This window comes from Nostoc sp. DedQUE05 (assembly GCF_034530955.1).
GTDB lineage: Bacteria > Cyanobacteriota > Cyanobacteriia > Cyanobacteriales > Nostocaceae > Nostoc.
The window spans coordinates 75,505-94,995 of record NZ_JAVRCB010000022.1 but is presented as its reverse complement, the minus strand read 5'-3'; the positions used below and the strand labels follow the sequence as shown (position 1 = coordinate 94,995).

At 39.2% G+C, this 19,491-nt stretch carries 20 protein-coding genes and 1 pseudogene; 11 read left to right on the top strand and 10 right to left on the bottom strand.

The window, feature by feature from the left end; all coding sequences use genetic code 11:
- Nucleotides 1-189 precede the first annotated feature (189 nt).
- Entirely contained in the window at nt 190-1,548 is a 1,359-nt protein-coding gene (locus RMZ42_RS17890) for a sensor histidine kinase (protein ID WP_322672675.1), read from the top strand.
- A 44-nt stretch (nt 1,549-1,592) separates the two neighbouring features.
- On the opposite strand, the gene RMZ42_RS17885 is transcribed toward RMZ42_RS17890, so the two are convergent.
- The 5 genes from RMZ42_RS17885 to RMZ42_RS17865 form a co-directional block, all read right to left on the bottom strand.
- Complete coding sequence (locus RMZ42_RS17885; protein ID WP_322672643.1) at nt 1,593-2,117, bottom strand: hypothetical protein; 525 nt, start codon at nt 2,115-2,117, stop codon at nt 1,593-1,595.
- Nucleotides 2,118-2,125: 8 nt separating this feature from the next.
- Nucleotides 2,126-3,313, bottom strand: a complete 1,188-nt coding sequence (locus tag RMZ42_RS17880; protein ID WP_322672642.1) for an AAA family ATPase — start codon at nt 3,311-3,313, stop codon at nt 2,126-2,128.
- A gap of 93 nt (nt 3,314-3,406) precedes the next feature.
- Complete coding sequence (locus RMZ42_RS17875) at nt 3,407-3,625, bottom strand: type II toxin-antitoxin system HicA family toxin (RefSeq protein ID WP_099101175.1); 219 nt, start codon at nt 3,623-3,625, stop codon at nt 3,407-3,409.
- Between the two features lie 2 nt (nt 3,626-3,627).
- Nucleotides 3,628-3,972: a type II toxin-antitoxin system HicB family antitoxin gene (locus tag RMZ42_RS17870; RefSeq protein ID WP_322672641.1), complete on the bottom strand. Its 345-nt coding sequence runs from the start codon at nt 3,970-3,972 to the stop codon at nt 3,628-3,630.
- A 92-nt stretch (nt 3,973-4,064) separates the two neighbouring features.
- A complete protein-coding gene (locus tag RMZ42_RS17865) occupies nt 4,065-5,666 on the bottom strand; it encodes an alkaline phosphatase (RefSeq protein WP_322672640.1) in 1,602 nt (533 codons plus the stop codon).
- A 259-nt stretch (nt 5,667-5,925) separates the two neighbouring features.
- Between RMZ42_RS17865 and RMZ42_RS17860 the strand changes: the two genes are divergently transcribed.
- A complete protein-coding gene (locus RMZ42_RS17860) occupies nt 5,926-6,828 on the top strand; it encodes an ABC transporter ATP-binding protein (RefSeq protein ID WP_322672639.1) in 903 nt (300 codons plus the stop codon).
- A 2-nt stretch (nt 6,829-6,830) separates the two neighbouring features.
- On the opposite strand, the gene RMZ42_RS17855 is transcribed toward RMZ42_RS17860, so the two are convergent.
- Nucleotides 6,831-7,511: a tetratricopeptide repeat protein gene (locus RMZ42_RS17855; protein WP_322672638.1), complete on the bottom strand. Its 681-nt coding sequence runs from the start codon at nt 7,509-7,511 to the stop codon at nt 6,831-6,833.
- 650 nt (nt 7,512-8,161) lie between these two features.
- On the opposite strand from RMZ42_RS17855, the gene RMZ42_RS17850 reads away from it, so the two are divergent.
- Together RMZ42_RS17850 and RMZ42_RS17845 are read left to right on the top strand one after the other, a co-directional pair.
- Entirely contained in the window at nt 8,162-8,488 is a 327-nt protein-coding gene (locus RMZ42_RS17850) for a YbjQ family protein (RefSeq protein ID WP_196528493.1), read from the top strand.
- A gap of 357 nt (nt 8,489-8,845) precedes the next feature.
- Nucleotides 8,846-9,478: a hypothetical protein gene (locus RMZ42_RS17845; RefSeq protein WP_322672637.1), complete on the top strand. Its 633-nt coding sequence runs from the start codon at nt 8,846-8,848 to the stop codon at nt 9,476-9,478.
- Nucleotides 9,479-9,709: 231 nt separating this feature from the next.
- On the opposite strand, the gene RMZ42_RS17840 is transcribed toward RMZ42_RS17845, so the two are convergent.
- Together RMZ42_RS17840 and sufR are read right to left on the bottom strand one after the other, a co-directional pair.
- The gene (locus RMZ42_RS17840) at nt 9,710-9,970 is read right to left on the bottom strand and encodes a hypothetical protein (RefSeq protein WP_322672636.1); all 261 of its coding nucleotides are present in this window, start codon (nt 9,968-9,970) and stop codon (nt 9,710-9,712) included.
- An 87-nt stretch (nt 9,971-10,057) separates the two neighbouring features.
- Nucleotides 10,058-10,741, bottom strand: coding sequence for an iron-sulfur cluster biosynthesis transcriptional regulator SufR (sufR, locus tag RMZ42_RS17835; RefSeq protein WP_322672635.1), 684 nt, complete (start codon nt 10,739-10,741; stop codon nt 10,058-10,060).
- Nucleotides 10,742-11,151: 410 nt separating this feature from the next.
- Here sufR and sufB point away from each other — a divergent pair, with 410 nt between their 5' ends.
- From sufB to RMZ42_RS17800, 7 genes are all read left to right on the top strand, one after another.
- Nucleotides 11,152-12,591, top strand: coding sequence for a Fe-S cluster assembly protein SufB (sufB, locus tag RMZ42_RS17830; protein WP_229459601.1), 1,440 nt, complete (start codon nt 11,152-11,154; stop codon nt 12,589-12,591).
- A gap of 89 nt (nt 12,592-12,680) precedes the next feature.
- On the top strand, nt 12,681-13,472 hold the full coding sequence (sufC, locus tag RMZ42_RS17825) for a Fe-S cluster assembly ATPase SufC (protein WP_322672634.1): 792 nt from the start codon (nt 12,681-12,683) through the stop codon (nt 13,470-13,472).
- On the top strand, nt 13,472-14,842 hold the full coding sequence (gene sufD / locus RMZ42_RS17820; protein WP_322672633.1) for a Fe-S cluster assembly protein SufD: 1,371 nt from the start codon (nt 13,472-13,474) through the stop codon (nt 14,840-14,842). Before sufC ends, sufD begins: the two co-directional genes overlap by 1 nt.
- A 15-nt stretch (nt 14,843-14,857) precedes the next feature.
- Nucleotides 14,858-16,120 carry a cysteine desulfurase gene (locus tag RMZ42_RS17815; protein WP_322672632.1) on the top strand — a complete coding sequence of 421 codons (1,263 nt, stop codon included), beginning with the start codon at nt 14,858-14,860 and terminating at the stop codon, nt 16,118-16,120.
- A gap of 268 nt (nt 16,121-16,388) precedes the next feature.
- Entirely contained in the window at nt 16,389-17,018 is a 630-nt protein-coding gene (locus RMZ42_RS17810; protein WP_322672631.1) for a Uma2 family endonuclease, read from the top strand.
- A gap of 239 nt (nt 17,019-17,257) precedes the next feature.
- Nucleotides 17,258-17,482, top strand: a complete 225-nt coding sequence (locus tag RMZ42_RS17805) for a hypothetical protein (protein ID WP_322672630.1) — start codon at nt 17,258-17,260, stop codon at nt 17,480-17,482.
- A 90-nt stretch (nt 17,483-17,572) separates the two neighbouring features.
- A complete protein-coding gene (locus RMZ42_RS17800; protein ID WP_322672629.1) occupies nt 17,573-18,001 on the top strand; it encodes a hypothetical protein in 429 nt (142 codons plus the stop codon).
- A 97-nt stretch (nt 18,002-18,098) separates the two neighbouring features.
- On the opposite strand, the pseudogene RMZ42_RS17795 reads toward RMZ42_RS17800, so the two are convergent.
- Nucleotides 18,099-18,434 (bottom strand): annotated as a pseudogene (locus RMZ42_RS17795) (hypothetical protein); the annotation flags it as partial.
- Nucleotides 18,435-18,990: 556 nt separating this feature from the next.
- On the bottom strand, nt 18,991-19,473 hold the full coding sequence (locus tag RMZ42_RS17790) for a tetratricopeptide repeat protein (protein ID WP_322672628.1): 483 nt from the start codon (nt 19,471-19,473) through the stop codon (nt 18,991-18,993).
- Nucleotides 19,474-19,491 lie beyond the last annotated feature (18 nt).

Genomic DNA, 19,491 nt, shown 5'->3' with positions numbered 1-19,491 from the left:
AATTAATATCAATTGTCCAGCATAGAAAAGAACTGGATGCACTAACATCAGCAGTTTTGCAGCATAACTGTAATTTTCAGCAGTAATCAGGGAAATATAAGTTTGATTAACTTTGCAATTATCGCAATGCTGATTCGGGGTGTTATCAGAAATGTTAACTCAAGGTTAAGGATTTAAACTATGTTGGCAATGCATAGCATGACAAATGCTAATAATTTGAACTTGCAATTAGAGTCTACTTTGCAAGAATTACCACTTTGGTCTGTTTACGTCGAAGCAGATAGTCCAGCAAATGATTTGAATACACTCTTTAAGCAAGAGCCTTTACTACCAGGTATTATTCTGGTGAAAAATCATGATTATCTGGGGATGATTTCTCGACAAAGATTTTTTGAACACATGAGTCGTCCCTATAGTTTTCCGTTATTTTCTAAACGACCTGCGATCAATCTGATTAACTTTCTTCAGCCAGAGGTGTGTATAATTTCTGAGGATACGCTCATTGTAGAAGCAAATAAGCTAGCATTGCAGCGAGAACCTCAATTTGTATATGAGCCGATTTTAATAGAAACTCAGTTAGGTAGTTATAAGCTACTCGATTTCCATCATTTACTTTTAGCTTATTCCCAAATTCATATTTTAACATTAGCTCAACTAGAGAAAGTAGAAGAACAATCTAGAATTGCTAAAGTAGGTTTTCGTACCCTGAAGAATAACTATGCGCGATTAATTCAAAATGAAAAAATGGCTGCTTTAGGACAACTCGTTGCTGGCATTGCACACGAAATCAATAACCCTGTGAACTTTATCGCTGGCAACATTGTTTATGCACTCAACTACACTCAAAATTTACTACAATTAATTAGCTTATACCAACACCATTATCCTGCACCAGTAGCAGAAATTAAAGCTGCGATCGCAGAAATGGAACTAGAGTTTTTAACTGCTGATTTCCTCAAGCTTCTTGATTCTATGAAGTTTGGTACTGAGCGTATCCAAGAGATAGTTCTTTCTTTACGCAACTTCTCTCGCCTTGATGAATCTGATAAAAAGATAGTTGATATTCATGAAGGTATTGATAGTACTCTAATAATATTACAAAGCCGTCTCATAAATCAAGAAACAGGTCAGATAATTACTATTGATAAACAATATGGAAATCTTCCTCTAGTAGAATGCTATGCTGGGTTAATAAATCAAGTATTTATGAATATTTTATCAAATGCGATTGATGCGATACTCGAAAGTTTTGAATCAGTTTATTCAACTCTAAAATCACCTGTAATTCGTATTCGTACTGAAGTCACAAATGATCGGCAAGTAGTTATTCGCATTGCCGATAATGGTAGTGGAATTCCCAAGGATATACAAAAGCGATTATTTGACCCCTTTTTCACCACTAAACCCGTCGGTAAAGGTACTGGATTGGGACTATCCATTAGCTATCAAATTGTTGTAGAAAAACATTGTGGTCAACTGCAATGTATATCTAGCGTAAAAGAAGGAACAGAATTTATTATTACAATTCCTGTCGAACTTAATTCCTAATAAGTTAGTTAAAAAATCTCTATTTTGGGTAAATATTAATCGCTCTAGGCTTTTTTGCGAGTACTTCGACGCGTAGGTGCTGGGATAGCTGGTTCATAAGCCTTGAGTCCACCATCGCCCGTAAAAATTTCCACTTGAAAAGTGCTACTGGTTTTGGCGTAATATTCAGCCACAGTCTTAATTGTCGCATCTCCGATAGAAATTTTTATTGATGCCAGAGTAGGCCATTCAGTAGCCAGTTGTTTCAATTGCTCTGAGTTCCAAAGTTCACCTACTTGAGTTTCAAAAACTCCCCAAGGTATAACTCCATCTGCTACTTTCACTAAAATATTACCGAAAGCTTGAGCAATTTCATATCGCTTAGAGTTAGCTTGTGCAATATGATTACCAGTTTCTATAATTGTTGCTATTGGTAGTATAAACTTTGCACCTTGTTTTTCTTCTGCCTGAAAACGGGCTTCAACTCTTTTCTTATCCCATTTATCGTTATCAGAACCACAAGTCTCTTTACCAGGTACACCTAAGTAGACGCAAAGTATGGATGTGTCAATAATCAAAACCTTTCTCATATTTAACTTTATTTATTATCAGAAAGGCTCTTTTCAATTGCACCTTTAGTTGCTAGTTTGCCTAAAGTACCCGATGCTAACAAAAGAGGAAGGTTTTCAATATCTTCTAAAAGCGTAAGTTTGCTTTCTCCAGTTTCTTTATCGCGGTGTGCGACAACCACAAAAGGTACTATCTCTGGGCCTAAAGCATCAAGTAAAGCCGGATTATGGGTAGTTAGTAAAATATCAATTTTTCTTTTGCTGCCAATTTCCCGTAGTATTCTGACTAGCAATTCTGCCCGCGATGGATGAAGTCCGTTGTCTATTTCTTCAATTACTATTTGACTACCTTCGGGTCGTGTAAGTAGTGCTGTAAGAATTGCTAGAAAGCGAAGAGTTCCATCTGACATAGTTCTAGCATCAATTTCTGTAATATGACCAGGTTTCCATTCTTCCTGACAGTAAAGCATGGCATCAGTACCGAATCTACCAACTTTTTCTGCCCATACTTTCTGAATATCTCCTTCCGGCAAATCTTTGATATATCTAGACAGAGTTGCTTCTATCTCGGCTTTATTTTTTTCAGGTAATGTTGCTAGTACTCCTGCCATATTGGATGCATCACTTTCATATATTTCAGAAACTTTCACATAATCACGCATTTTAGATGGAATAGGATTTAAAATAAAAATATTTTCAATAGATTTTAAAATTTGATTAAGTGTTATTTCTACTTGATCTTCTCCATCATCTAAAAAAGAAAAATTAATAACATCTAACTTTTTTTGTAATAAATTATATTCATAAATATGCTTATGTAAAAAATAACTGGTAACATTGTTTTGATCGTATTCTGTGTCTTCTCTAGCAAGTGTAGAATTTTCCAAAATATGAGGAAAAGGTTTTGTCCCTACTGTGATACTATGAATATAATCACTACTATCGTTTTCAAACTGAAGCACTACCTTTAGTGTAAATTTTGTTTCAGTTTGATATGCTGCCCACTCAATACCACCTCGAATGGATGGTAGTCTTTTGTCTCCTGCTAAAGCTACTTCAACCTTTTCACCTTGTATTATTCTCTTCAAAAATTCCAAAGCCTCAACTACATTAGATTTACCACTTGCATTTGTACCAATCAGAACGGTTAAGGGGTCAAGTGGAAGCTCCGCATAACGGAAACTTTTCCAGTTTTCTAGGATGAGTTGCTTAAGCATGACCAACTCCAAAAATTCTAAAATTATATTTTTACTATTACTCTTGATAGCAACTTAGATGCAAATTGCAGAGTTTAATACACCTTTAAAATTTCACTCACCTAACCATTCTTCACGAGAAACTCCAGCTTGTCGCAATAGCCGCGATAATAGACCCACACTAATATCACCCTCATGAGGATTGGTAATAATTACAGTAACATCACCTCGCCGCATTTGTGGGTGCTTTCCTCCCGCATACGGGCCTTCAAAACCTAGCTCTTGCATACGTTTTACTAAATTACGCCAAGAAATAGGGGTTAATCTAGACATTTTTATACAGGTTTGGTCAGTTCATTGAGGTTGATACCAGCAATTACAGGAATCGTTAACCCCAAATGTAACCGTAGCGCCAGCCAGTCACTTAAAGCTTCTCTTAACTCCCGCCTACATCCTTCTAGAGTTTGATGATTTGCCCAGACTCCTTGTAAACTTGGAATTTCACCCCAATAAGTTTGATCGTCTTCAATGATCTCATAAAGCGCTAGTTCCATTGCTTGGTCAATGTAGCTTGCCAGCATAGCAATTAAAAAATCTAATACTTCTCTAAATTTAGCTCCTAACAGTAGCGTAGGCAAAGCCCACCGCAGGCATCGCACAATTTTTTCATCCTTCAACATCTCACTCAAAAAACAGCAAAGCCAGCAGAAAAAGTAAAAAATTGCTTAATTACTCTATCTAACTGGCTACCTCTCATTGTGATTTTGGTGATTTATTTTTCTGGCGGTAAATCTACACTGTAAACAGTCTTTCCAGCCAAGTTACGCAATGTTACCGTCATTACCTTTGTATTTCCATTAATTTTGACTCCTCCAAAGAATTGCAAACCTTCACTTGGCGGTCGATTTGCTTTTGTACCTGGAGGGAGGCTTTGAAATATCAATTGTGGCCCAAAAGTATTTTCTAATTCGTTTGGCCCAAATGTGCCAGAGTTAAGCGGCCCAGCAACGAACTCCCAAAAAGGCTTAAAGTCGGTAAACTTTGCTTTGGCGGGGTTGTAATAGTGAGCTGCTGCGTAATGTACATCAGCAGTTAACCAAACAACATTCTTGATATTCTTGTTTTTGATAAATCGTAGTAAATCGGCAAGTTCTAATTCTCTTCCTAAAGCTGGGCCATCTCCATTAGCCCAAGCTTCAAAATCAGTGCTACCGTCTTTAACTATCAGTCCCAAAGGCATATCACTAGCAATCACTTTCCATGTCGCTTTTGATGACAGCAGTTGCCTTTTCAACCATTCCACTTGGGTTTTGCTCAAGAAATCTGTTTTTTTACTTGGTACTGGCTGATTATTCGGGGAATTTGGCCCTCGGTAGGTGCGCTCATCCAGCATGAAAATGTCTAATAATGGGCCATAGTTGAAAGAGCGATAAATTTTCGCTTTATCTGGATTATTGCTTTCATATCCAATAGGCAGATATTCTAAAAATGCTTGTCTTGCCCTTTGAGCTAGTAAGTTAACATCCTTAACTGTATAACGGTCATCGTTGAGGATAATTTGCCCAGGATACCAATTGTTTCTTGTTTCGTGGTCGTCCCACTGTGCCAATATGGGAACTTCAGCATTGAAACGCTTGATATTTTTATCTAGCAAATTGTAGATATAGTTACCACGATATTCTGTGAGAGTTTCTGCTACTTTTGATTTTTCTGGTGTCGTGATGTTTTTCCAAATAGTGCCGTCGTCTAAAGTTACTTCTGATTGGATGGGGCCATCAGCATAAATATTATCGCCAGAATGAATGAAAAAGTCGGGATGAAGTTGGCGCATAGTTTCGTAAATTTTCATTCCACCAAACTCAGGATTAATTCCCCATCCTTGACCGGCGGTGTCGCCACCCCACACAAAGAATACATCTCGCCCAGATTTGGGGGGTGTTCGGAAAGTACCATAAAAAGGAGCGCTGCAAGTCCGTTGATAATCTAAATCTTGGAAAATCACCCGATAAAATAATTTTTGGTCTGGTGGTAGATTCTTCAGATAAAGTCGTGCTGTAAAGTCGCTATTTTTTAAAGCATTGGGCCCCACAACTCGCTGCACGTTGCGAAAAGATTCGCTGGTAGAATATTCTACAATCATTTTGGCGGGGCGATCGCTCCGGCTCCAAATCACGATACTATCGTTAGATATATCTCCGCTAGCTACACCATAAGGTATGCCAGGACGCATTTTATCAGAGGTGATAATTGCAGGTGCTTCGCCAAAAACTGGTGATTTAGCGACAAAGTTTGTGGAAATAATTCCACCAGCAGTGATAGCTGAATGTAGCAAAAACTGACGCCGATTTAGCTTCAATGGGTGATGAGATTCCATACTAAATAACAGCAACCTTAAACTAAAGTATTACAGGATAAGTGTTTACCACACCTTGTTATGTCAACAAGTAAAGATTGAGTTATCTAAGGGTTAATAAAATATATTTAGTTTGATGTAATCTGAGTGGTAGTCTTGATTTAAGAACTACTGTAAGCAAATTTATCCATGATCGAACAGAAAAGGATACAGAGCAACTAAATTTATTTATCAATTGATTAATTTTTAATTTTTAATTTTTAATTCGGAGCGAAGCGACGTGACTGCTGCTGTCTTTCTAGAAAATGTCTACAAGTTTTACAACAATGTACCTGTAGTCAATGACCTATCATTCCAAATTGAAGCGGGGGAGATATTTGCTTTACTTGGCCCGAACGGTGCGGGTAAATCAACCACAATTCGGATGCTGACTACACTCACGAAACCGTCCCAAGGACGGATAGAAGTAGGTGGATATGATGTGACACGCCAAGCAACGTTGGCAAAACAGAGTATTGGCGTTGTCTTGCAACAAGTCAGTGTGGATAACGATTTAACCGTCTGGGAAAATATGGAACTGCACGGGAGACTACATCACATTAGTAACCCGCAGCGACAAAAATTGATTAATCAATGGCTAGAGTATGTTGAGCTAGCAGAAAAACGTAATGATTTGGTAAAAACCTTGTCTGGGGGTATGAAACGACGGTTGCAGATTGCGAGAGCTTTATTGCATCAACCGCAAATTTTGTTTTTAGATGAACCAACGGTAGGACTAGACCCCCAGACTAGGCGACGCCTCTGGGAAATCATTCGGGATTTAAATAAACAAGGGATGACGATGCTACTGACGACCCATTATATGGATGAGGTCGAATTTTTATGCGATGCCTTTGGTTCTACCAAGCCAGGACGCATCGGTATTATGGATAGCGGTAAGCTGATTTCTTTGGGAACTTTACAACAACTACGTTTTGCTCATGGTGAAGGTTTGGTGATGAAACAATTAGGTGTATCTAATGTCGGAAGTGATAGCGCTCGTAATTGGGAATATCTGTTTTTCCCATCCTTGGAAGCAGCAAATATCTATTTGAATGAACAGCCAGATAAAACTGGAATGATGGTGCGTCCCTCTAATCTGGAAGATATTTTTGTGGAATTAACGGGACGCCAGTTAGATTAACCTCATCCTCCTAACTGCCGCAGCATGGCTTCTACCCTTTCTACGCCATCTGAGTCATTGCGCCGTTTGTACAAGTCACGGGCTTTCTGAAGCAAGCTGTTTGCTTGTTTGGCTTGTCGTCGCTGTTTATACATCGAACCCATCAACTCATAAGTCTGGGCGTTGTTTTTATCCAAGTCGATTGCTTGTTGGTATGCCCAGGTAGCAGCATTATAGTCTCCCATACGCGATTGGGTTACAGCCAATCCTAAATAGGCGTTGACGTTGTTACGGTTGAGTTGTATTGCACGACGATAACCTTCCTTTGCCCCACGTGTGTCGCCCAAATTGGCTTTGATGTAACCCACAGCGTAGTAAAAATCACTATTGTTAGGACTGATGCCGATCGCTTTACGATAAGCTGCTAATGCTGCCTGGTAATTTCCCTGTTGAGCGTATAAATACCCAATACCTGAATGGATTTTAGCATTCTTCGGATCTAAACTAGCTGCTTGCTGATAAACAGCGATCGCACCACCATAATCCCCAGCATTGACTAACCTCCGTCCTTCCTCCAGTAATTGCTTTAATTCTGGGTTTTTGGCTTGCGCCACTAATACCTGAGCTTGAGCTACTGAAGGTATGGTGAAAGCAAAACATCCTAGTAACACCACACTAAACACGAATGATGTTGGTTTGTACACAGTAAATTTCCTGAAATTTTAGAGGACTTTTTTCTTGTACATTAAAACAAAAATATGGGTTTTTGAAAACTGTATTTATTCGTAGTGATTCAGATGTTAATAGTTCATTTTCTTTTCGTTTACATTTAGCACTACATAACAGAGTTTTTACTGAAGGATGAAGTGCAAGCGATCGAAAGCAGGTGAAGATACCATACATATAAACCAGTACTATAGCAAAACTACACATTTTTTAATCAGTAGTTCTACGTGTTACCCAGAACAACTCACCAGGAATTTGACTTAATCCTAAATTCTGATACAGCAAGCTTATAGGCTTTGACATTTATTCCTATTTTTATTGAATTTAAAAGCTTGCTGACTCTGTATCCAATTTTCTGACATTTTTAATCCTTGATACTACCCTTTGAGAAGTTTTAATTTAGGCATTTACATCCTTTTTTGGTCATTCAAAGATAAGATAAATTTAAACTGTCAAATGTAGGATTAACCTGTTTAGGACAACACTAACCCCAAAGTGCAATCTAAAATTGTATGAGAGGATGTTTATCACACTTGTCTTCTGTAAGAATAGTTACAATTTATTAAAGTATTTTGATAATTACTTTAATAATAAATATTAAGATATATCCCATATTGGAGGTTAATTTATGATTATAACTACCACTGATGTCATTCAAGGAGCCGTGATTGAATCATATTTAGGCATTGTGACAGCAGAAGTCGTCTACGGCAGCAATTTCTTACGGGATTTTTTGGCTGGTATTCGAGATATTATCGGTGGACGCACTGGTAGCTACGAGCGTTTATTTGAGCAGGGTCAACGCAAGGCACTAGAAGAATTAGAACAACGCGCACAACGTTTAGGAGCAAATGCTGTAATCGGGATTGAAATTGATACCGGCACAATAAATATTGACCAGTCAGGAGTGCTTTTGCTGATTACTGCCACAGGCACTGCTGTGAGGATGCGTTAGTTTTTGATGATTTTTATTTTTGACAATCATTACAAAGTTTTAATTAGATTAAGTCTAGTTCATACATAGCTAAAGCTGCTCTATGATAGCTATCTAATACATGATAGCTAGCTAATATTTGCATTTTAAGTTAATAATTTTTATTTGAAAATTTAGAAAAAATTCTTAATGCATAAATAATTACTAAATTATATTAAAAATTGTGAAAGCAAATCTATTTTTCTCACTAAAGATACACCTATTAAATCTTTCTATCGATAGAGATTAAAACAGCTCGTTTAGTTATTTAATTTTAAGCATAAACATGAATATACCTAAGCAGCAAGTTTGCTGAAACAGCACTGGAGAACATAAGCTATGTCATACGTAAATCGGACAGGTAATGACGCTATTCATACTGAGCCTGCGGTAGCGGGCCGAGTAGCCGAATATCACGATCTTGTTCGCTGGGGGCCGATTATCTCTGGTTTGTTGGTTTCCTTAGCTACCCAATTAATTTTGAGCGCTATCATTGGTGCGTTTGCAGCAGGCACAGTTGAAGGTTCAGGTGCGCCCAGAACAATTGCCCCTAACGCTGCGGGTAATGCGGGGCTTTGGTCAACTATCGCTTTACTAATTTCCCTATTTACTGGTGGTTGGGTTACAGCCCGTGCTTGTGGGCCCATGAACCGCAATACAGCGCTTCTGAACGGTGCAATTCTTTGGGCAACGACTTTGGCAGTTAGCTCATGGCTTTTAGCAAGTGGAGTATCTGGTGCTTTTGGTGTTGCTGCTTCTAACGCAGGAGAAGTCATAAACCAGGTACAACAGCAAGGTGGTGTTAATGTACCACAAGCAAACATAAGTGCCCAACAAGCTCGTGAAACGGCAGCTAATTTACGTTCAGGATTGTGGTGGTTTGTGTTTGGTTCTTTGTTGGGTTTAATAGCCTCAATGATTGGAGCCGTAACTGGCGCTCGTAGTCCTCGGACTAACACTTACAATACTTAAACTTAAATAATTGTTTGAAAAATCAAATGTTATTTATAAATAAAAGCACCTTTACAAAGGTGCTTTTTGTTTATAGCACAATACAGTTGTTAAACCTAAAACTCAACTTCTACGTAGGTTGGATTGAGGAACGAAACCCAACATTTCCTTAACTTTGTTGAGTTTTACTTCGTTCTACCCAACCTACAATTTTCTTAACTGAACATAAAATGCAAACTTTACTACCACAGTTCACCATTTTAGATATGAACCTTCAATTCCCTGTTCGCGACGAATTTTTCCATCTTTTTCAAACCAGGCAATTACTTGCTGCGCTGTCAAATCTTCAATAGCAACACCGTACTCTTGGGCAATATGCTTCAAAAGCTTCAGTGATGAAATTGTCAATCTTGTTAAAAACTTTTCTGGGGAAGACAACAACGCCGCATCTACTTTTGCTGACTCTTCCAGGGTTAAAAATTGTGTTGATGGTTGCTGTGGTGATACATCCATAAATGAAAAAATGAAATGCTATCTCAAAGTTAGTTAGGTATTAGTTATTAAAAAAATGACAAATGACAAATGACAAAGGACTAATGACTAATGACGAATTTGTACTAAATAACCACAACGATGTTCGCCATCAATAATCCAGTGGGTGCGCTCTACGTTACAATCTGGTAAGACGGCTGCAAACATTTCTAATTCGTGACCACAGATGCTAGGAAAAGACTCGGCAACGTTAGAAATGGCGCAGTTATGCTCCATTAAGATAAAGCGATCGCTCTCCAAGGAGTCATTCACATCAACCGGGTGATACTCTGCCATGAAGCCTTCCGCTTTTCTCAACTTTACTAAGTTGGCTACACGTTCTCGCAGTGAACCGTTACCAACGCGATCGCGGTATTCTTTAGCTTTGCGCTGCCACTGTTTCTCTAAAATCGACTTAAATTGATCGTGTCCTACCGTTTCGGCTAAGGTGTCTAGCAGCGAAACCGCAAAATTTCCGCTTGCATCACCAAAGCGATCGCTCATTGTTCGATGCAAGCGATCGCGTCCTTGACGACTCAGCTCATAAAGATGCTGCGGACGCCCCATCCCCGCCGCCTGCACTGATGTCGAGTACAAAACTAGCTCCTCCGTCTCCAAATCTTTGAGATGGCGACGAATAGCTTGAGGGGTAACGTCTAAAACTTCAGCTAGCTCCAAAGCCGTTGCTTTTTCGTGTTTGTGCAGATACTCTAGGATATCTTGCTTGGTTGAGGACTGGTGGGTAGTCGCCATCTTCATGTAGTGCGAGACGTTCAGCGAACGCCCCAAAAATTAATTTCTTTGAAAATTTGACCGTGCCGATTTTGGATTTTGGATTTTGGATTTTGGATTAAAAAAGTTTTCTGGTATATAGCCCGCTACGCGATCGTCAATCTAAAATCCTTGAGCCAAGCACCCTTGTGGTCTGTTTCAATCTAAAATTGCAAATCTAAAATCCAAAATTGTTTGACTTAGACAACATTGTTGTTGTTAATTTAGCGTAAAATGAAGATAGATTAAACAACATAGCTGTTGTTTTACTCTCCACCACTATTCTAGCAGCCGTGTAACCATTCCGTAACGGTAGATGGGAATCGGCTAAAGAAAACCGTCTCCCATCCTTATAGAGAGATTCAAGTTCCGAACACGAGAGATTATTACTGATGAGTGCCACTGTCAAAACCTTAGTCAACCAACCCTACAAGTACGGCTTTGTCACGGACATTGAGGCCGACACTATTCCGCGTGGACTAGACGAGGACGTTATCCGCTTGATCTCCTCTAAGAAGAACGAGCCGCAATTCATGCTGGACTTTCGCCTCAGAGCTTATCGCCAGTGGCAAAAAATGACGGAACCAACTTGGCCTAATGTCAAGTACCCGCCAATCAATTATCAGGATATCATTTACTACTCAGCGCCAAAACGCAAGAAAGAAAAACTAAACAGCTTGGATGAAGTTGATCCAACCCTTTTAGAAACCTTCGAGAAGTTAGGCATTTCCCTATCTGAACAGAAGCGGCTGGCAAACGTCGCCGTTGATGCAATTTTCGATAGCGTTTCTGTCGCCACTACATTTAAAGAAAAGCTAGCGGAAGATGGCGTTATTTTCTGTTCGTTTTCGGAAGCTTTGCAAGAACACCCAGAACTGATCAAAAAATATTTGGGTAGCGTTGTTCCCATCGCTGACAATTATTTTGCCGCCTTGAACGCTGCCGTATTTAGCGATGGCTCTTTTGTCTACATTCCTAAAGGCGTAAAATGCCCAATGGAACTGTCTACCTACTTCCGCATCAACTCTGGTGATACGGGACAATTTGAGCGGACTTTGATTGTCGCCGAAGAAGGTAGTTATGTTTCTTACCTGGAAGGTTGCACCGCACCGATGTATGACAGCAACCAGTTACACGCTGCCGTTGTGGAACTCGTCGCCCTCGACAACGCTGAAATTAAATATTCCACTGTGCAAAACTGGTACGCTGGAGATGCCAACGGTAAAGGCGGTATTTACAACTTTGTCACCAAGCGCGGTTTGTGTCAGGGCGTAAATTCTAAGATTTCCTGGACTCAAGTAGAAACAGGTTCGGCAATTACTTGGAAATATCCTAGCTGCGTGTTGGTGGGTGATAACTCTGTGGGTGAGTTTTACTCGGTGGCGCTGACAAATAATATGCAGCAAGCTGATACGGGTACAAAGATGATTCACGTAGGTAAGAATACCCGCAGCACAATTATTTCTAAAGGAATCTCCGCAGGTAATTCTAGTAATAGTTACCGGGGTTTGGTGAAAGTTAATCCGACGGCTAAAGGCGCGAGAAACTATTCCCAGTGCGACTCGATGCTGATTGGGGATAATGCTCATGCTAATACTTTCCCTTATATCCAAGTGCAAAATAATACTGGGAAAGTGGAGCATGAAGCTTCTACTTCTAAGATTGGGGAAGATCAATTATTCTACTTTGCTCAACGGGGCATTTCAGCAGAAGATGCTATTTCGATGATGGTTAGTGGCTTCTGTAAGGATGTTTTTAATCAGCTACCGATGGAGTTTGCTGTGGAAGCTGATAAGTTGTTGAGTTTGAAGTTGGAAGGCAGTGTTGGATAAATGGAAGCAAGGATAAACACAGGGACATCGGCGTTCTGTGTTTATCTTTTGGAATAACGAACCGCAGAGGCGCAGAGAAGGGAGAGAAGATGATTATTGAAAATAGTGAAGTTGTGCTGTCGGTACGGAATCTGACGGCTAATGTTGATGGGACACCGATTTTGAAAGGTGTGAATCTTGAGGTGCGATCGGGTGAGATTCATGCGATCATGGGGCCGAATGGTTCTGGTAAGAGTACTTTTTCTAAGGTGTTGGCTGGACATCCGGCGTATGAGGTGACTGGCGGTGAGGTGATTTTTCAGGGACAAAATCTGCTGGAGTTGGAACCGGAAGAACGCGCCAGAAGTGGTGTATTTTTGGCGTTTCAGTATCCGTTAGAAATTCCAGGTGTGAGCAATTTGGATTTCTTGCGGGTGGCGTACAATTCCCGGCGGAAGGCGCAAGGTTTAGAGGAAATAGACGCTTTTGATTTTGACGATTTGATTGAGGAAAAGCTGGATGTGGTGAAGATGAATGCCAGTTTTCTCAGTCGGAGTTTGAATGAAGGGTTTTCTGGTGGTGAGAAGAAGCGGAATGAAATTCTGCAAATGGCGTTGCTAGAACCAAAGTTGGGAATTTTGGATGAAACTGATTCGGGTTTGGATATTGACGCGCTCCGAATTGTGGCGAATGGGGTAAATCAACTGGCAACTTCAGAAAATTCTACAATTTTGATTACTCACTACCAACGATTACTCGATTATATTGTGCCTGATTTTGTGCATGTGATGGCACAAGGGCAGATTATTACGAGTGGTGGTAAAGAACTGGCGCTGCAATTAGAGTCTCGCGGTTATGACTGGGTGCTGGAAGAATTTGCAGCTGCTGAGGTGGGTGTGTAATGAATATTCAAGTATCTCCTAGTGCAATACCTAATTCAAATGCAGTCAGTTTGACATCGATGTTAGATAGAGATGATTATCTAAGTGGGTTGTTAAATCAAGTAACGGCAACGAAAACAGAAGGTTGGTTGCAGGAATTACGCCAAGGCGCTGTAAATTGGGTACGTCACTCGATTCTCCCGACTACCCGCGAGGAAGAATGGCGATTTACTGATTTGTCGTCTCTACGAAAGGTGCAATTTAATGTAGAGGCGGGAAATTTTGCGTCTTTAGAATTTAATATTTTGCCAGAGGCGGCTAATAGTCGTTTGGTATTTGTTAATGGCGTTTTTGCACCGGAGTTATCCGCAGTTACAGATTTGCCATCTGGAATTGTGGTGAGTAATTTGGCTGGTTTGTCTGCTGTTGAGCAGGAAGGGGTAGAGCAGTATTTAGCTCAAGCTGAGGGAGCGCAGGAGGTTTTTACTGCTCTCAATACGGCTGGAATAAGTGATGCTGCTGTGGTGTGGGTGAAGAAGAATGTGGTGGTTGAGACACCAATTCATTTGGTGTTTATTTCAGTTGCGGGGGAGACGGCGACGATTTCGCAGCCGCGTTGTCTAGTGGTGGCGGAAAGTGGTTCGCAGGTGACGTTGGTTGAAGAGTATGTGGCAGGCAAGATGCCTACCCCACAAGAGGAAGAAGTTTACTTAACTAACGCGGTTACGGAAGTTTGGGTTGGTGACAATGCCCAAGTGAGTCATACAAGGGTTGAGCAAGAAGGTGCAGAGGCTTTTCATATTGGGAAAACTGCTGTAACCCAAGCTCGTGATAGTCGATATACAAGTCAGGCCATAACTTTAGGCGCAAAGTTGTCACGGCACAATTTGGAGATTTTGCAAACTGGTGAGCAGACACAAACTACTCTCAATGGTTTGACGGTGATTACTGGTAAGCAGTTGTCTGATACTCACAGTGCGATCGCACTTAACTATCCCCACGGTACAAGTGACCAATTGCATAAATGTATTGTAGGCGATCGCGCTCATGCAGTGTTCAATGGTAAAGTTTTTGTACCCAAACCAGCGCAGTTAACAAATGCATCCCAGTTGAATCGCAATTTGCTGCTATCCTCTAAAGCCAGAGTTGATACCAAACCCCAATTGGAAATTACGGCGGATAATGTTAAATGTGCTCACGGTGCTACTGTTAGCCAATTAGAAGATGACGAAATATTCTATCTGCAAAGTCGGGGAATTGATGAAAACGATGCTCGGAAGTTGTTAATTAACGCCTTCGCTGCTGAAGTTATCAACAAAATACCAGTTCCTTCTCTGCGAGAAATCCTTTTAAACACAGTGAATAATCTCAAGTCCCTGACTAATGAGTAATAACGTAATCTACCAATGACTTTTACTCCTACCAAAACCCTTGCTGATAAAGTTCGCGCTGACTTCCCGATATTGCATCAGGAAGTAAACGAGAAACCCCTGGTTTATCTCGATAATGCTGCGACATCGCAAAAGCCTTTATTCGTATTAAATACCCTACGGGATTATTACGAGCAATATAATGCTAACGTGCATCGAGGTGCCCATTCTTTAAGTGCTAAAGCTACTGATGCTTATGAAGGTGCTAGAGATAAAGTTGCCAAATTCATCAATGCTGCATCGCGTCAGGAAATTGTCTACACCCGCAACGCAAGTGAGGCGATTAACCTAGTAGCTTATAGCTGGGGAATGAATAATTTGCAGCCGGGAGATGAAATTATTCTCTCGGTGATGGAACACCACAGTAATATTGTGCCTTGGCAATTGGTGGCACAAAAAACGGGTGCAGTACTGAAATTTGTAGAATTAACATCAGAAGAAACTTTTGATTTGGAACAGTTTAAAAAGCTGATTTCTGAGAAAACTAAGCTGGTGTCAGTGGTGCATATTTCTAATACTTTGGGTTGCATTAATCCAGTGGAAGAAATTGCTGCGATCGCTCACCAATATGGTGCTAAATTCTTAGTTGATGCTTGCCAAAGTGTTCCCCACTATCCTGTAGATGTGCAGAAGATAGATTGTGATTGGTTGGTAGCATCTGGTCATAAAATGTGCGCTCCAACTGGGATAGGATTTTTGTATGGCAAGTTGGAATTGTTAGAATCAATGCCACCATTTTTTGGTGGTGGTGAGATGATTGCAGAGGTGTATTTAGACCATTCAACTTATGCAGAATTACCGCATAAATTTGAAGCTGGTACACCTGCAATTGGAGAAGCGATCGCACTTGGTGCTGCGATCGATTATCTTAGCACTATTGGTATGGATAAAATCCACGCCTACGAAGCAGAATTAACAGCTTATTTGTTCCAACAATTAGAGCAAATTCCCCAAATTAGAATTTACGGCCCCAAACCAAATGCAAAAGGTGAAGGGAGAGCCGCTCTTGCGTCGTTCACAGCCGGAGAAGTCCACGCCAACGACTTATCTACATTATTAGATCAAGAAGGCGTTGCCATCCGTTCTGGACACCACTGCACACAACCATTGCACCGTTACTTAGGTCTTGCTGCAACCGCACGAGCAAGTCTATCTTTCTACAACACCCGCGAGGAAATTGATATTTTCATCAAAGCACTGAAAGAAACTATTGATTTTTTTGCTGATTTCTCTAGTTAAAAGTAGACAAAATTTTAGATGCTGATTGTGCCAGTTATTAACTAACAATAGTTGGCACAATTTTGCTGTTTCGATTATTTGTAGGAGCAACTAAACTGTCATACAGTGACTTTACTTTAATTTGTGTTCATGATATGAAGAAATTTATTCAGCAAAGTAAAACTATAGATAAAATTAATTTGCTGGAATCCTTTAGCACTTGGGTGCGGGAAAAGATAGCTTAAAATCATGAATTAATTACGAATTACAAATTACGAATTATTTTAATATGATTGTCAAGTCAACAGTTGGTGAACAAAGAACAGTGCTATATAACATTAGTTGGGAAACCTTTGAAGCCTTGTTGAGAGATACAGGTGAAGATAGAGGTTCTCGGTTTGCTTACGACTGTGGTGTTTTAGAAATTATGACTCCACTTTTTGAACATGAAAACCCCAAAAGTAATTTTGGTAATTTTATTATTACTTTAGCTGAAGAATTAGGAATTGAAGTGAGAAGTGCTGGTTCTACAACATTGAAGCGGAAAATATCAAAGCGGGGAATAGAACCAGATACTTGCTACTATATCCAGAATGAACTAGCTGTTAGGGGTAAGCAAACTTTAGATTTAGAAAATGATCCGCCGCCTGACTTAGCAATTGAGATTGACATTACTAGCAGTTTAGTTAACAAATTGAGAATTTATTCAGCGTTGGGTGTAACTGAACTTTGGAGATATGATGGGCAAAATTTAAAATTTTATCAGTTGAGAGATGGGCAATATGTCGAGTGTAAGTTTAGTATTGCTTTTCCTATAGTTTCAGTGAGTGAGATAAGCAGTTTTATTGAGCAAAGTAACAGTATGGGTGAAATTGCTTTGCTGAAATCATTTCGTGCTTGGGTGAGGAATAAAAGATAGATACTTAATGCTCGAATGCTACTATCTTACAGTTATTATGGAAACTCTAAATTTCAAAATACAACAGTATTTTTACTGAATAAATTTATATTTTTTTAACAATTGAGTATTAATTCCTAAAATTTACTGATTTTAAAATTTAGTTATTGATTAAAATTGATTTGTAATTGCTAGAAATAGTGTTTACAAATATCTACTTACGCTATTTAATTTTTATTAAATTTTAGTCAAAACTAACTATGGAAATAATATTTATCTTTTTTGGGTGTATATTTATTGTAATTATATATACAGTTGCAGTACAAGTTACACAAGGCAAAGAAATTAATACAATAGAAAATGAACACTTAAAACCAATTCTTGAAAATCTATACAATAATCCCAAAATTGCCTCACAGCATAAAGAATTTTTATTTAAATTGGAAAAGATAGATGCGAAGTTAGATAAATTTAAAGAAAGTTAGCTTGTATATTCACCAAGTGAAAATATTTTAGGATTACTTATCAAGCATTTAGATAAGTATCCCACAGATACATTAGCACATGAGCGTTTTATGAGTATTGTGGAGAGATCAAATCAGATAAGTGAACCTGGATTTAAATTATTAATTCAACATCTAGAAAGAAATTATGATGATCCTTCAGCAAATGAGAGATTTGCACAATGTATTAATAGTTCGCAAATTTTAACAATTGTGATTTTTGAGCCAATTCTTAAATATTTAGACAAATATCCTACAGATCCACGGGTACATACAGTATTTATACAAGGAATAAATAAAATAATATTGGCAGGTAATAATCTAAGTCAAATAGCTTATACCAAGGCGCTAGAAATATTAGAAAAAAATCCAGATAATATAACTGCTAAAAAGTTTGTTTTAGATGTTGGTAGATGGCATTTTGGAAAATTAAGGTCTGGTAAAGTAACTATTTATGATGAACAGGCTATCCAAAATGATATTGCTGTACGGTCAAGTTAATAGTGAATTTAGTTTATTAATCTTGAGTAACCTCTCAATAAGCTATCGTATTCTTACAACCATATCCTAAACTTAAGTACGATCGCACCCCACAAAATCAACTCAAAGAATCTGGATCTATCCCCAACCTTCGCAATTCTTCTGCTAGCCTTTGAGTGCGTTGTTCAGCAGTGGTAGCGCGTTGTTCGGCAGCGATCGCTCGTTCTTCTGGTGTTAAATATTTGACTCCTTCTTTGTCATACCAATACAACCAATCCCGCGTAATTCCCTGATAGGTTCCCCATTCATAACCAATTGGTAAACCTATCTCTGATAATCAAACGAAATTTCCTGGTTGCAATACATATTCACTATTTACAAAGCGATAAACTTCTAAAGCTGGTTTTCTCCGGCGTTGGCGATTGTAAACAACATAATACAAAACCTCTATATCCTCTTAGTCTCTCGATTTTGACAACTCATTTAGGATTGCTATAGTTAGAAAAACCTTTAGCTTAACAGAGCAAAAGATAAGCTCAGTAAGAATTTGAATTGCTGTGTTGGGATGTGCAATAAGACACCAGGGGTCTTTCTTGAAAATTGCTGTAACTGTGGCTATGGCATTCACGGTGTAAATACCATAAATCATAAAGAAATTCTACCGAACCCTCATCAACAATTGAGTACCGCCGATAACCTAGAGACCACTCCTCCTTGATAGTTACATCTAAACTGTAGTCTTTGTAAATACCAGTGGCAAAGGCGCAGCCCGTCCTAGACATCGTTTAGTAAAATCCACCATGTTTTGCTTGTGCTATCTAGTTTGTACTTAAGTTAACTTTATTCAACCGAGAATTGTTAGTTGACAGTTGATTACTGTTAGTACAAGCAGCAATAACGCTGCTATTAATTCAGCTAGAAGCGTATTGAATAAAACTATGGCGAGTAAGGCGATGAATTGTTGTTGATGAGGATGATAACAGATTCGTAAGACAGTATGATGCTCTCTCCTATCTGCCGTTGTAGCTGAATCTAAATGTACATTCTAGAATCAACTTTTGATTCACTAGGGAATAGGGCTGAATTTCTAAAGCACGTTGAAAAGCTCGGATAGCTTGACTATACTCTCCTATTGCTGCATAGCATAAGCCCATACCATGAAGCGCCCCAAAATGTATTGGATTTATCTGTACAACCATCTGACAATCAGCCAGAGATTTTTGATAATCGCCAATACTGTAATAGAGGAAAGCTCGACGATTCCAAGCTTCGGCAAAATCTGGCTGGTCTTTAATTAATGCTGTCAGCGCTATTTCAGCTTCAGCAATTTCACCTGCATCCAGTAACTTTTGACTGCGGTCAATTATTTCCAGCCCATAGATTCCCTTTTGCTGAAACCAGATCCGCCAGATTTTTCTGGTTGCCTTGTCGCGCACTGTGGCATCCGGGTTTTTCAACTCTTCAAGTAAGGAATTGATAAATAAAGAATCCATGAATTTGAGATCAGTGAA

Excerpts from the sequence above, each read along its gene's own strand:
- RMZ42_RS17890 (WP_322672675.1), top strand. The coding sequence starts at position 190 with ATGCATAGCATGACAAATGCTAATAATTTGAACTTGCAATTAGAGTCT.
- RMZ42_RS17885 (WP_322672643.1), bottom strand. The coding sequence starts at position 2,117 with ATGAGAAAGGTTTTGATTATTGACACATCCATACTTTGCGTCTACTTA.
- RMZ42_RS17880 (WP_322672642.1), bottom strand. The coding sequence starts at position 3,313 with ATGCTTAAGCAACTCATCCTAGAAAACTGGAAAAGTTTCCGTTATGCG.
- RMZ42_RS17875 (WP_099101175.1), bottom strand. The coding sequence starts at position 3,625 with ATGTCTAGATTAACCCCTATTTCTTGGCGTAATTTAGTAAAACGTATG.
- RMZ42_RS17870 (WP_322672641.1), bottom strand. The coding sequence starts at position 3,972 with ATGTTGAAGGATGAAAAAATTGTGCGATGCCTGCGGTGGGCTTTGCCT.
- RMZ42_RS17865 (WP_322672640.1), bottom strand. The coding sequence starts at position 5,666 with ATGGAATCTCATCACCCATTGAAGCTAAATCGGCGTCAGTTTTTGCTA.
- RMZ42_RS17850 (WP_196528493.1), top strand. The coding sequence starts at position 8,162 with ATGATTATAACTACCACTGATGTCATTCAAGGAGCCGTGATTGAATCA.
- RMZ42_RS17845 (WP_322672637.1), top strand. The coding sequence starts at position 8,846 with ATGTCATACGTAAATCGGACAGGTAATGACGCTATTCATACTGAGCCT.
- RMZ42_RS17840 (WP_322672636.1), bottom strand. The coding sequence starts at position 9,970 with ATGGATGTATCACCACAGCAACCATCAACACAATTTTTAACCCTGGAA.
- sufR (WP_322672635.1), bottom strand. The coding sequence starts at position 10,741 with ATGGCGACTACCCACCAGTCCTCAACCAAGCAAGATATCCTAGAGTAT.
- sufB (WP_229459601.1), top strand. The coding sequence starts at position 11,152 with ATGAGTGCCACTGTCAAAACCTTAGTCAACCAACCCTACAAGTACGGC.
- sufC (WP_322672634.1), top strand. The coding sequence starts at position 12,681 with ATGATTATTGAAAATAGTGAAGTTGTGCTGTCGGTACGGAATCTGACG.
- sufD (WP_322672633.1), top strand. The coding sequence starts at position 13,472 with ATGAATATTCAAGTATCTCCTAGTGCAATACCTAATTCAAATGCAGTC.
- RMZ42_RS17815 (WP_322672632.1), top strand. The coding sequence starts at position 14,858 with ATGACTTTTACTCCTACCAAAACCCTTGCTGATAAAGTTCGCGCTGAC.
- RMZ42_RS17810 (WP_322672631.1), top strand. The coding sequence starts at position 16,389 with ATGATTGTCAAGTCAACAGTTGGTGAACAAAGAACAGTGCTATATAAC.
- RMZ42_RS17805 (WP_322672630.1), top strand. The coding sequence starts at position 17,258 with ATGGAAATAATATTTATCTTTTTTGGGTGTATATTTATTGTAATTATA.
- RMZ42_RS17800 (WP_322672629.1), top strand. The coding sequence starts at position 17,573 with ATGAGTATTGTGGAGAGATCAAATCAGATAAGTGAACCTGGATTTAAA.
- RMZ42_RS17790 (WP_322672628.1), bottom strand. The coding sequence starts at position 19,473 with ATGGATTCTTTATTTATCAATTCCTTACTTGAAGAGTTGAAAAACCCG.